10 protein-coding genes and 1 tRNA gene are annotated in these 12052 nt (G+C 42.1%); 6 read left to right on the plus strand and 5 right to left on the minus strand.

Annotated features, from left to right (window positions below; all coding sequences use genetic code 11):
* Window position 1: 1 nt before the first annotated feature.
* The 3 genes from K6Y31_RS15985 to K6Y31_RS15995 form a co-directional block, all read right to left on the minus strand.
* Complete coding sequence (locus K6Y31_RS15985) at window positions 2-364, minus strand: response regulator (protein WP_232802820.1); 363 nt, start codon at window positions 362-364, stop codon at window positions 2-4.
* Window positions 345-2510 (minus strand): ATP-binding protein, encoded by a 2166-nt coding sequence (locus K6Y31_RS15990; RefSeq protein WP_233053942.1) that lies wholly within the window; start codon window positions 2508-2510, stop codon window positions 345-347. The genes K6Y31_RS15985 and K6Y31_RS15990 overlap by 20 nt, the downstream gene beginning before the upstream one ends.
* Window positions 2511-2690: 180 nt before the next feature.
* The gene (locus K6Y31_RS15995) at window positions 2691-2942 is read right to left on the minus strand and encodes a hypothetical protein (protein WP_233053943.1); all 252 of its coding nucleotides are present in this window, start codon (window positions 2940-2942) and stop codon (window positions 2691-2693) included.
* Window positions 2943-3080: 138 nt separating this feature from the next.
* Here K6Y31_RS15995 and K6Y31_RS16000 point away from each other — a divergent pair, with 138 nt between their 5' ends.
* Complete coding sequence (locus K6Y31_RS16000; RefSeq protein WP_233053944.1) at window positions 3081-4334, plus strand: glutamate-5-semialdehyde dehydrogenase; 1254 nt, start codon at window positions 3081-3083, stop codon at window positions 4332-4334.
* Window positions 4335-4473: 139 nt separating this feature from the next.
* Here K6Y31_RS16000 and K6Y31_RS16005 read toward each other — a convergent pair whose 3' ends face one another.
* Entirely contained in the window at window positions 4474-5157 is a 684-nt protein-coding gene (locus tag K6Y31_RS16005) for an OmpA family protein (RefSeq protein ID WP_233053945.1), read from the minus strand.
* A gap of 505 nt (window positions 5158-5662) precedes the next feature.
* On the opposite strand from K6Y31_RS16005, the gene K6Y31_RS16010 reads away from it, so the two are divergent.
* Entirely contained in the window at window positions 5663-7294 is a 1632-nt protein-coding gene (locus tag K6Y31_RS16010; protein ID WP_233053946.1) for a methyl-accepting chemotaxis protein, read from the plus strand.
* Window positions 7295-7512: 218 nt separating this feature from the next.
* Window positions 7513-7731: a hypothetical protein gene (locus tag K6Y31_RS16015; RefSeq protein ID WP_233053947.1), complete on the plus strand. Its 219-nt coding sequence runs from the start codon at window positions 7513-7515 to the stop codon at window positions 7729-7731.
* 78 nt (window positions 7732-7809) lie between these two features.
* Here K6Y31_RS16015 and K6Y31_RS16020 read toward each other — a convergent pair whose 3' ends face one another.
* The gene (locus tag K6Y31_RS16020; RefSeq protein ID WP_233053948.1) at window positions 7810-8925 is read right to left on the minus strand and encodes a phosphoserine transaminase; all 1116 of its coding nucleotides are present in this window, start codon (window positions 8923-8925) and stop codon (window positions 7810-7812) included.
* A 248-nt stretch (window positions 8926-9173) separates the two neighbouring features.
* Between K6Y31_RS16020 and K6Y31_RS16025 the strand changes: the two genes are divergently transcribed.
* The 3 genes from K6Y31_RS16025 (at window position 9174) to K6Y31_RS16035 (ending at window position 11852) form a co-directional block, all read left to right on the plus strand.
* Complete coding sequence (locus K6Y31_RS16025; protein WP_233053949.1) at window positions 9174-10010, plus strand: HDOD domain-containing protein; 837 nt, start codon at window positions 9174-9176, stop codon at window positions 10008-10010.
* Window positions 10011-10125: 115 nt separating this feature from the next.
* Window positions 10126-10201 (plus strand) — tRNA-Trp (locus K6Y31_RS16030).
* A 460-nt stretch (window positions 10202-10661) separates the two neighbouring features.
* Window positions 10662-11852, plus strand: a complete 1191-nt coding sequence (locus K6Y31_RS16035) for a site-specific integrase (RefSeq protein WP_233053950.1) — start codon at window positions 10662-10664, stop codon at window positions 11850-11852.
* The last annotated feature ends 200 nt before the right edge of the window (window positions 11853-12052 follow it).

Genomic DNA, 12052 nt, shown 5'->3' on the forward strand with positions numbered 1-12052 from the left:
CTTAAATATCCTCTAGCAATTGCTCAAATGCATCATTGAGCTCATCTTCCGTAAACGGTTTACAAATGAAACCTCGTGCGCCAATCGTAAGGGCGCGAATTGCGGTGGCTTTATCCGCTAGTGCTGACACCACTAAAATACGGGTGTCAGGTTTAACCTCTAGAATTTTTTCAATACTTTCAATGCCATCCATTTCTGGCATAGTTAAATCCATGGTGACTAGATCGGGTTGGGTTTGCTTTACAAGTTCAACAGCCTCAAGACCATTACATGCACTGCCAACAACTTCTAGATCACCTACTTTATTACTACGTCTAATTTTACGACGGATAATATTTGAATCATCAACTATTAACAACTTCATGGTTAACCTGCTCTACCCCAATGTTTTGATCTGTTTCATTATAAGTTTTTGTTGTCGTTGTGATTTTACCTGGTAATACAATCTCAAAACGACAACCTTTATTTTGTTTGTAGCTTAGCTTCATCTTACCGCCAGCTTCCATCACAGATTGCTTGATCACATCTAGTCCAACGCCACGGCCGGCGTGCATTGATACGTCTGATGCCGTGGAGAATCCTGGTTGGAAAATCAGGTTGAGGATTTCACCATTAGACATCTTCTCAATATCTTGCTCAGAAACTAAGTCGTTCTGTAGCGCATGACGCTTAATGCGATTAACCGACAAACCTGCGCCGTCATCAATAATGGTTAGTGAGTAGTTACCATCGGCCTTTTTCAGGAAGCTTGCTTTTATCGTTCCTTGTGGCGACTTGCCTAACTCAACCCGTTTGTTTGGTTCTTCAATGCCATGAACAACAGCATTGCGTACTAATTGTACTGCTACTTCGCGTACCTTGCGAATATATGCTGGTGGAACATGATGGCTATCGAGTCCTTGCGTGACTAGGTTGACCATTTTATTCTCATCTTCAGCTACGCGTTTCACCAAACTATTAATTTCAGCAAACGACTGTGTGTTCGATTGCGCTATAGGTTGTGCGTCAGAGTGTTGATCGCTGATGTTTGCAATTTGTTCGCTTAGCAGACGTAAGCTACCGATTTGTGAGAATAGTTCGTCCAGTTTTACGGTAAAGGGTAAGAAGCTATTACCCGTAATCTCGTCGCTGTTACGAATGTCTGTTAATACATCTTCCATTTCGTGAGTTTTCTTCTCAACTGGCGAGACATCTAATGCCGAAGCGTCACCTTTGATTGAGTGAATAATACGTTGGAATTGCACTACATTCGCCATATAGGCTTTATGATCTTGATTAGAGGATTTTAATTCTTCATTAATTAAGTTAATGCCGTCGCTGGCTTTATCTAGGAAGTCAATAAAGGCGCTCTTTTCGATACTTAAGATACTCACTAAGCTATCTACTTCGCCTTTGGCTTTGGTTTTCGCTTCTTCTAGTTCACGCTCTAATTCAACCTCAACGGTACGGTCCATTACTGTTACCAGTACATGTGATACCCGTTTGTTAACACGTACACGGTTAAATTGGAAAGAAAGATACTTAGTTTCAAATAAGCCAGTTGCGCCTAATAGGTTGACTTCAATTTGTTTGAGCGGGTTTAAGCTTTGGATAAGGTTTTCGTTTACGTGTTCTTTAAACAGTAGGCCGATGTAGTCTTCAGAAAGCTGTAGTTCGCTATCTGATACCATGTCTTTTAAAAGCACGGCGAGTTTCTTACCGTCTAAATCTTGGCGACCAAAAATATTTACCAGTTCCTGTGAGTACTGAGAGCCAATGATTAATTCTTGGTCAAGTAGGAATAGGCCTTCTTTTACCGTGCCGAGGATTTCGGCGTTTTCTTTTTGTGATAATTCAAGTTGTTCATCGTTTTTCTTCAAACGACCAACAAAAATAAACATGATAACAAAGAAGTTTAATACCGCAGCAATTACTGCTGCTAGCTCAACATATTGCAACATCTGCGTTTTTTCATTCGCTTGCTGCTCCATGTAACGGGTTAAATCGTTCATGAATTTAAGCAATGTCGCATTAGTCTCTTTTACTGTGGCTATCGATTCATGGATATCAAGTAATGAAACTTGTGTACTGCCGTTATTAATAATCGGGCCAAGGATCTCGCGATATTGTTGCCAAAGTTGTAAGCCGGCATCGACAGATTGCATTGCTGCTTCTGAGTTAACGGGCTTAACGTCAATTTTTTCGGCATCATTAATATCAATAACAGGCACCATGCCGCCTTCTTTTAAAGCGACTAATGTGACATCAAATAACTCGAAAGTGTCAGCGAACTCTTGAAAGTTTTCCTGAACATCAAGGTTTACCGCTAAATCATCCTGTAATTCATAAAGAGATTTTAATAATTTTTGTGTCAACATCCCTTGTCGACCGGCTAGATTAACGCTTTCTGTTTCTTGTTGAATTTCTTTAGACACGAAATAGTTCAGCGCTAACACACAGGTATCTAAGACAAGAAATAAAGTAATTGCAGCTACAATACCGCGGTATTTGCCCAAATCGTGCAACAACATGGTTTAACTTCCTTATACAAAGCTATTGAAGATTTAAAATATCTTTATAAACAATAGGTTTTAATGTTCAACACATTTAATTGCCTGAATATAACACGCAGTATTTAGAAAACCTAGTTACAAGAATTCGCTATGTGAGCTTAAGCAAGTAACGGATACCTTTCGGTTTAACTGCTACTCCTAATCGTTTTTAGCGTTGATTAGTGCAATAAGCTGGTGTAGGCCTGCGTTGTTTGCATTTTCTAAGTCATCTACTTCACATTGCAATGCGTTTTCTACTTCGTTTAAAGTAAAACCTGATGTAAAACAGGTGTCTAAAATTTTTTTAAGATCACCGAGAGCGATAGTTCCCGTCGATACCAATTCTATATTAGCTTGCTCTGTTAATTGTGCGAGCGATGCTCGGTTATTTTGCGGTAGTGAAAATTTCATGTTTATCCTTGAGTCGTTTTAGCGGTGGCGGAGTGAGGAAGTTATGGGCGTTGCTTGCCCTTATAAATATTATTCATTATTCTGCCAGACTAGCCTCGAAGGGCAAGGGTTTAGGTCATATATAAGGATAATGTCACCATGAGCGTGCAAGAATACATGCAAAATCTAGGAAAGAATGCTAGAGCTGCTTCACGTCAGATTGCAGCCGCAACGGCAGGTACTAAGAATAATGCGTTACTCGCGATTGCTGATGCACTCAATGAAACGCGTGATTTTTTGATTGCTGAGAATGGAAAAGATTTACAAGCGGGTCGTGAGAAAGGGCTTGATGAGGCGATGATTGACCGCTTAGCTTTAACCTCTCAAGGCATTGATAAAATGATTGAAGGCTTAATCCAAGTTGCAGCATTACCCGATCCTTGTGGTGCGATTACTGACCTAAATTATATGCCTTCAGGTATTCAAGTGGGCAAAATGCGCGTGCCACTGGGTGTGATCGGTATTATTTATGAATCACGCCCTAACGTAACCATCGATGCGGCGAGCTTATGCCTTAAATCCGGTAATGCAACCATCTTACGTGGCGGCAGCGAAGCGATACATTCCAATCGAGCGGTAGCGCAATGTATAAAATCGGGTTTACAAAAAGCCGGGTTACCTGAAACCGCAGTGCAAGTGGTTGAGACCACTGATCGTGCCGCGGTGGGTGAACTAATTACCATGGCGGAATATGTCGATGTGATTGTACCTCGTGGCGGTAAAAGCCTGATTGAGCGCATTTCTAAAGACGCCAAAGTGACAGTCATTAAACATTTAGATGGTATTTGCCATGTCTATATCGATGATCAAGCCGATCTAGATAAAGCATACGATATTGCGATCAACGCTAAGACCCATCGTTATGGCGTATGTAATGCAATGGAAACCTTGTTAATAAACCAAGCGGTCGCGGCTGATATTCTGCCACGCCTAGCAAAAGGTTATGGTGAAAAAGGAGTTGAGCTAAGAGGTTGCCCACAAACACGTGCGATCATTGCTGCTGAAGTAGCCACTGATGAGGATTGGGCGACTGAGTACTTGGCACCTATTTTATCCATTAAGGTGGTAGCCGATATGGATGCCGCTATGGATCACATCGCTCAATACAGCTCAGCGCACTCTGAGTCTATTGTTACTCAAGATTACTCAAAAGGACGCCGCTTTATCACTGAGGTTGACTCTAGTTCGGTGATGATTAATGCCTCAACGCGTTTTGCCGATGGTTTTGAATATGGGTTAGGCGCTGAAATTGGTATTTCAACCGATAAAATTCACGCCCGGGGACCGGTTGGTTTAGAAGGGCTGACGTCGCAAAAGTGGGTAGTACTTGGCGATGGACATATCCGTCAATAATCGGATGAGGTCGATAAAAAGCCGAACATAGGTTCGGCTTTTTTGTGCTTATTTACCGAACGTGTAAGATCAGCAAAACTATCTTTTGCTAGGCCACGGTTCAGTTGAAATTATTTTCGCAGTTATCGTACACTGTAAATTAACGGTAGTAACGAATCTCAACGCGCTTGTTAGCTTGTTGACCCGCTTTAGTTTCGTTAGTTGCGACCGGTTGAGTTTCACCATAGCCTTTCGCTGTCATACGTGACGATTCTACACCTTGAGCGGCAAGAAACGCTTTTACTGATTGTGCGCGTTGCTGTGATAGCCTCATATTATATTCATAGCTACCTGTGCTTGATGTGTGACCGGCAATTTCAACATCGCTAGATTCTTGTACCAAACGAGACGCAACCGCCTCAAGAATTGTTTTCGCTTCCATGGTTAGTTCAGCCGAAGCTTCAGCAAAAACAACGCCAGGTAAGTGTTGTACTTGTGTATATGTATCTGTGTTTGTCTCTTCTTTCACGATCAATTGCGAAAGCAATGCTTTTAGCTCTTCAGTACATTGAGAGTTAGCTTGTTCTTTGTACTTAGCGGCATTATTTGCGGCTTTTTCAGCTGCTGCATATTCAACTTCGGTTAGTTGGCCTTTAGATGCTGATCCAACAAGTCGGTTTGCCTGCTCTAATGCCTTCGCTGTGTTGTGAATAGCAACAATACATTGGCCATTAGTACCATTTTCTACTTCATTGATAGTTTGTTGGACCGGTTCAACGTTTTTATTGCTTGAACAGCCAGCAAGAACTGCGATAGCTGCAGCTGTCAGTAGAAGTTTTTTCATTGTTTATCCTTTGGTTGGTTTTTTTGAGGCCACTTAGCATTAGTAGTATTTACTAAATAGTGGTTTTATCAATTAAATGCAGTGTAAAGTGTTCTTCGACTGATAACTTCTCATGTTATTGAAATTATCAATATCTAGCATGCTAATTCAGCTGTGTTGCATCCGTGTGACAAAAAAGACGGTGTGAGTTGTGTTTGGCCGTTTATCTTTATTCAGCAGCATTCTCTTTGGCTGACTAAGCTTCTTAGTGCTCACCGCGGTCAATAGGCTTTTGCTGCACCCGAGATAGAGCCAAGACAGCGAAACAGAACAGGTGATAATGTTAATAAAATGAGTCATAAAATTGTTCATTATCATCACGCTGTGAGCTCGGCTTTGTTTTTCTACCTTGCTCTCAATTACATTAAAGAAACTGGCGAGTAAGCCGATAGTTATCTAGATTTTATAATAATAAGGTAACATTCTAGTTACCTAGGCTGCACTAAGCATATATAGAGGATGCAAAATGACATTAAAAACAAAAGTATGGGGAATGGCTACGTTAACCTTAATTGCCCTCTTAGGGGTTATGCTGATGGGCCTTTATACCTTGAGACAAGCCAGTGATACTGATAACAAATCAAGGATTTATCAGTTACTCAAAAGTACTTACTCTACTGTTAATCAAATTGAGTTGTATGTTGCATCGGGAAAAATGAGTGACGAGCAGGGTAAAGAGCTGGCGGCGCAAATTCTTCGTGAAAATAAATACAATGACTCTGAATATGTATACGTGGCTGACGAAAACATGAATTTTGTGGCTGCGCCTCATGATCCACAGCTTCATGGCACCAGCTTTCATGATTTTAAAGATGCTCAAGGTGCCAGCGTTGGCCAAATTTTGCTTGATGCTGTTAGATCAAACCCCAATGGTATTGTTGAATACGAATGGACCTCTCGTAATGCTGAAGGAGAAGTTGCTGATTTACTGTCTGTTGCTCAGGTATCAAAGCGTTGGAAATGGGCGGTAGGAACGGGGATTCGTTCAACTGAAGTGGATGAGCGTTTTTGGAGCTCGGCACAAAATCAGCTCATTCTGTGTTTAATTATTGCTGCTATTCTGGGCTTTATCATTATTACGACGATTCGCAAAATAACGACTGACTTAGGTGGTGAGCCTGAAGATGTATTGACCCTAGTTCGAGCGGTTGCTGCGGGGGATTTATCAACCAAAGTGAAACGCGATGGTGAAGATTTTGATGAGTCGAGCATTTATGGTTCTGTAGTGACCATGCAAGCGTCACTACGAGAGATCATGAACAGCGTTTCTGCTGCTACAGCTGAGTTACGCAATGAAGCAACCAGTGCTGATAATCGATCTAGTCAGGTGGATCAGGTTTCTGATGCGCAGCGCAGTGAAACGGACATGGTCGCCACTTCAATGACCGAAATGTCATCGTCAGCTCGTACCGTTGCAGAGAGTGCAAATAATGCTGCGGCTTCTACTCAAGAGGCGGATGCAGAAGGTCAAAGAGCACAAAATATTGTATTAAGTTCGGTTAGTTCAATTGAAGGCTTGGCTTCTCAAATTGATGAAGCGGCACAAGTCATTGGTGAGCTAGGACGTGATGTTGATAATATCGTTTCTGTATTAGATGTAATTCGAGGCATTGCCGAGCAAACTAACTTACTGGCGTTAAATGCAGCCATTGAAGCAGCAAGGGCTGGTGAGCAAGGTCGCGGCTTTGCCGTGGTGGCGGACGAAGTGCGTAACTTAGCGAAGCGTACACAAGACAGCACCGCTGAAATTCAACAAATGATAGAGCGCTTACAAAGCGGTTCGCAAAAAGCGGTTAGCTCTATGGAGAACAGTAAAACGTCAAGTATTGATACGGTATCGGGTGCGCAAGAAGCCGCGCAAGCATTACAGCAAATTGCTGATTCTTTGGGCACTATAACTGAGATGAATCATCAAATCGCGAGTGCTGCAGACGAGCAAACTAAGGTTGGGGATGACATCTCTCATCGTATCAACTCTATTGCTGATAGCTCGCATCAAGCAGCGGAACTAGCACGTGAAAACCGAGCTTCGACAAACGTTATTATGGATTTAGCGGATAACTTAGAGCAACAAATTCGCAAGTTCAAAGTAAGCTAAATAGTCATTGCTTATATGTACTAGCGCAGCATTGATGCTGCGCTTTTTTTTGTCTTTAACAGTGTGATAGCGCTTTTTGTTTGATCGCATCGTTGGCATCACTTGGTTAGCAACGGTATGATGCGGCCTTGGATACAAGGGTTATTCGTTACTGTAGTAAACGAGATAGGTTAAATGCAATTAGCTGCGCCAGCGAGCGTCGCAATTTGGAGTAAAGCATGAACGATTTTGAGCAAGAATTAAAAGCGATGGAAGATGAGGCTGTAGATGAAACGCCGCTTCCGAGTATTGAAGAGCAGCGCGCTATTGTTGCTAAATTAAAAGCATTAGAAGCAAAAGGCGAACTAACCCCTGAAGTGATGGCTGAGCACTTCGCCACTTATGCCACTGAAACTAATCGTGTTAAGAATTTAGCAGCAACGGAAGAAGAAGAGTAATTTTCAATAACTCCATAATAGTCTAATAAGCGTAGCTTCTATTTTCGTTACAAAATGAAGCTACGCTTTTTGCGCTGATTAGCGAGTGACTTGTTGCCAAGCCCAGCTTAGCCATGGCAGCAATGCTTTAAGATCACTTGCCTCAACCGTGCTCCCGCACCAAATACGTAGCCCATCCGGTGCATCGCGGTATGAGCCAATGTCATAGGCCACACCTTCATTTTCAAGTAATTTAATGAATTGTTTCACTTGGTCAGCGGTTGCTTTCAATGTAAAACACACACTGGTATTTGAAATCGTGTCAGGGGCTTGGGCTAGAAACTCAATCCAATCATTTTCCGAGACAAATTTAGCTAACACGGCAAGGTTGTCTTTGGATTTTTGGATCGCAGCTGGTAAGCCACCAATTGCATCAACCCAATCTAATGCATCTTGGTAATCCGCCACACATAGCATTGATGGGGTATTGATAGTCGCGCCACTGAAAATGCCCTCAATCAATTTGCCTTTAGCAGTTAAGCGGAAGATTTTTGGTAGTGGCCACGCTGGCGTGTAACTTTCAAGGCGCTCTACTGCGCGAGGGCTAAGAATAATCATGCCGTGTGCGCCTTCACCGCCCAGTACTTTTTGCCAGCTAAAGGTGATAACGTCGAGCTTCTCCCAAGGCATTTCCATTGCAAAAACAGCGGATGTTGCATCGCAAATCATCAAGCCTTGGCGATCATCTTTGATCCAATCCCCGTTAGGTACTTTGACCCCTGAGGTGGTGCCATTCCATGTAAATACTACGTCATTATCTTGATTGATAGCCGTTAAATCGGGTAATAAACCATAATCCGCAAAGTGAGTATTTACATCTTCAAGTTTCAGTTGTTGGCTAATATCGGTAAACCATTCTTGGCCAAACGATTCCCAGGCAACTACGTCTACGCCACGCGCACCGAGCATAGACCACATGATCATTTCCATCGCACCTGTATCAGAGCCAGGAACAATACCGACTCGGTAGCCTTCAGGTAAACCTAAAATTCGCGCGGTATCATCAATCGCTTTGCCTAAAGCATTTTTACCAACAGCGGCACGATGTGAACGACCTAAGGTCTCAGTTTTTAGCTCAGCTAAGCGGTACCCAGGTCGTTTACTACAAGGGCCAGATGAAAAATTAGGGTTCGCGGGCTTGTTCAAAGTAGTCATATATTCCTGAAATCCTTGGTATTAAGATATAAAATTTGTGGGCTGACGCCCAATTTGAACGAGTTAACCAAACTATGCTAAAAAGATGCGAACAGTGAGGTTGGTATTACCAAGCCTAGTGCAAGATAAGCGTGTTAATGAGGCCAAAAATACCACGAAGCTTTAACCTTAATCTATAGTTTTAACGATGGCACTCGTCATTGTCGCGTCACCATTAAAGGTTTTATTTCAAATATAAGGAACATGGCATGGCAATAAATATCACCAGTCAAGAGCGTGCATTGCTAAAAAGTATCAGTATCCCACCACGGCCAGCAGTGCTACTGACAGTGGCTGAAGAAGCAGGTAAGCCTGAGCCGGATGTTGCTGTGATAGCTAAAGCCATTAGCTCCGATGTCAGTATTGCTTCTGCAGTGTTGCAAGTTGTCAATTCCGCCGCTTTTCGCCGCGCCAAAGAGATACAATCCATCAACCAGGCCGTTATGATGCTTGGGTTAAAGCGTATTATTCCTCTTGTGAAAGCGGTCGCCCTCAGATCGGCAATGAGCTCTCATGCGTTACTGGATGATTTTTGGGAGCAAGCGACAGAAATTGCACAAGCCAGTTCCGTTGTGGCAAAACTCTTAGGTAAAGATGCCTTGGTTGATAATGCCTACATGTTAGGCTTATTCCACTTGTCGGGGGTGCCAGTGATGATGTTGGGTTTTGAGCAATATCCTGCGCTTTATGCACAACTTGATGAGCTAGGTTGGCCCGCTTTAACCGAACGAGAGCACCAAACATTTGGCACCGCGCATACCACTATCGGCGCCTTACTGTCACAGCAGTGGATGTTGCCAAAAGCGTTAGTTGAAATAATCTATTATCAACAAGATGCTGCTGGTTTTTATCAATCAGGGGAACTGCCACCGGTGGCATTAGATTTGCTGTCTATTTTAAAGATAGCGCGACATGTAGTACTGAAAAATACCGACTCCGAATGGGCGCAGGTGCAAGTGTCTATTGGTGAGCATTTTAACCTAGATGACATTCAATTAGAGGAGCTTCTCGACCGCGCCGATGAAGAGATAGTGGCCGAGTGTTGAGAGTTAGATCACGTAAATACAGTGAAGCGGTGATAAAAACAGCAGTCGAAAATAATTTGTCATAAAAGGCTTTACCTTTAAAAATCATTTGGTATTATCTGCCTCGTTCTTCAGCAGGGGTGTAGTTCCAACGGCAGAACGTCGGATTCCAAATCCGAATGTTGGGAGTTCGAATCTCTCCACCCCTGCCATATTCAGATGAAGCCCTAACGAGAAATCGTTGGGGCTTTTTCGTTTCTGATAGCCTAGTAATTGTTCTTCATCTAATCATGCAATGCCCCGTATCCTGTACCATAGCTGGCTGTTACATCTAGTGTGACTCCACTAAATAAAGCAAATGTTACAATCAATTCATTACTTAATTATTCACTTAAATAACCTCAATTCATAAAATTCTCCCTGTCCATATCCTGACCTCTCTGTGCATTTTCTGTGAATTCTGAGGGCTAAGCAGGTGTAAGGCTGTGCAAGAGTAGGAAAATTACCTTCCAACATACCCAATACTGCTTTCCTCTCTGTTTCCTGACCTTTTACTGTACTTCTCTGGTCTTTTGATTCCATAGCACGTTGTTTAACGCCGCTATGGCGATCGTTTTATAGTGATTTTTATCCATATATTAATGCCTTGAACCCATTAAAAAGGAGTTAATCATGTCTAAAATACAGCACTTAAAAAAATTTAAATTCACCGCTAATAAGCTATTAGCACTACCGAGTAATGATAAAAGCTCAAAATCTACTGACTTAGAATTTTCAGATACAGAAGTCATCGGCCTTAAATGCTTATCAGGTAAAAATGGAAGTAAACGCTTCTTGTTTCGTTATCGCCATCAAGGTCGCAAGGGCAGTATCGCTATTGGTCACTTCCCTGATGTTGATTTAGCGACCGCTAGAAAGGTGGCTAGACAGCACAAAGGGTTATTAGCGGAAGATATTGACCCTAAAGCGAAGCGTGATGCAGTTACTACCTTTCCAACGGTATATGACTTCTTTTGGGATACTTACCTGCCATTAGCGAAGAAACATAAACGCTCATGGAATGATGATGTGTCGCGTTTTAAGTTGCACTGCAAATCACTATTTACACTGCCATATAACGAAGTCACTGCCCATCAAATAATGCAATTACACCTGAAGATGAGTGAGTCATCTAGTCAATATAGACGTTATGCTCCAAGTACTTGTAATCGAGTATTAGCCTTGCTCAAAACAATGGGCAAGCTTGCGAATCAATTGCTGGATATAACTAATGTTGCTGAAAAGGTGTCTTTGTTACCAGAGGATAATGCTCGTACTCGCTATTGCACCATTGATGAAATTAAACGCCTGATTGATGCTTCACTAAGCTATAAGGATATTTATGCAGGTTCATTAATTGCCTTGCTATTTTTGTTAGGTTGCCGTGAATCTGAACTACGTTTGAGAAAGTGGAGTGATGTTGATTTGGATAACAAGACTATCCGCGTACCACGCACTAAAAACGGCAGTTATCATATATTGTACCTGTCAGATTTAATGCTCGATATCATTAACAAGTTGCCGAGGGTAAAGGGTAATCCTTACTTGTTCGTAGGGCGCTTTAAACGAGGCTGTATCAATCGACCTGCTACCCAATTTAAGACAATCAAAGCCACTGCATGTATTGATAATGCAGAAGAGGTGCTACTGCACACTGCTCGTCATTCTGTGGCAAGTAATCTCATCTCAAATGGCGTAGATATTAGTGCAGTACAAAAGCTGTTAAATCACCGCTCAATTGAGAGTACGTTACGTTATGCTAAATTGAGTGAAAGTAAGCAACGTGAAACATCTAATCGCATATCAAAGATGCTACTTAGATAATATATTTATAAATGTATAGATTTTTCTAGAGTACCTAGTAATAGGGGGGGAATATAAGAATTTAATGATATTACCGTCATTCCGCAGCTAATTCCAGATTTAAAATAGTGTGATCGCGTGATCATTTCTGCGCAATTTTGCAAACACCCTATTGACCGCGATCCCCTATTTTGATCTATTACTGCTATTTAACGGTCGCT

Origin of the sequence: Motilimonas cestriensis (assembly GCF_021295315.1) — a bacterium.
Lineage (GTDB): Bacteria > Pseudomonadota > Gammaproteobacteria > Enterobacterales > CBDFNC01 > Motilimonas > Motilimonas cestriensis.

Bases quoted from the DNA above. Each gene is read 5' to 3' on its own strand.
- K6Y31_RS15985 (WP_232802820.1), bottom strand. From the start codon at position 364: ATGAAGTTGTTAATAGTTGATGATTCAAATATTATCCGTCGTAAAATT.
- K6Y31_RS15990 (WP_233053942.1), bottom strand. From the start codon at position 2,510: ATGTTGTTGCACGATTTGGGCAAATACCGCGGTATTGTAGCTGCAATT.
- K6Y31_RS15995 (WP_233053943.1), bottom strand. From the start codon at position 2,942: ATGAAATTTTCACTACCGCAAAATAACCGAGCATCGCTCGCACAATTA.
- K6Y31_RS16000 (WP_233053944.1), top strand. From the start codon at position 3,081: ATGAGCGTGCAAGAATACATGCAAAATCTAGGAAAGAATGCTAGAGCT.
- K6Y31_RS16005 (WP_233053945.1), bottom strand. From the start codon at position 5,157: ATGAAAAAACTTCTACTGACAGCTGCAGCTATCGCAGTTCTTGCTGGC.
- K6Y31_RS16010 (WP_233053946.1), top strand. From the start codon at position 5,663: ATGACATTAAAAACAAAAGTATGGGGAATGGCTACGTTAACCTTAATT.
- K6Y31_RS16015 (WP_233053947.1), top strand. From the start codon at position 7,513: ATGAACGATTTTGAGCAAGAATTAAAAGCGATGGAAGATGAGGCTGTA.
- K6Y31_RS16020 (WP_233053948.1), bottom strand. From the start codon at position 8,925: ATGACTACTTTGAACAAGCCCGCGAACCCTAATTTTTCATCTGGCCCT.
- K6Y31_RS16025 (WP_233053949.1), top strand. From the start codon at position 9,174: ATGGCAATAAATATCACCAGTCAAGAGCGTGCATTGCTAAAAAGTATC.
- K6Y31_RS16035 (WP_233053950.1), top strand. From the start codon at position 10,662: ATGTCTAAAATACAGCACTTAAAAAAATTTAAATTCACCGCTAATAAG.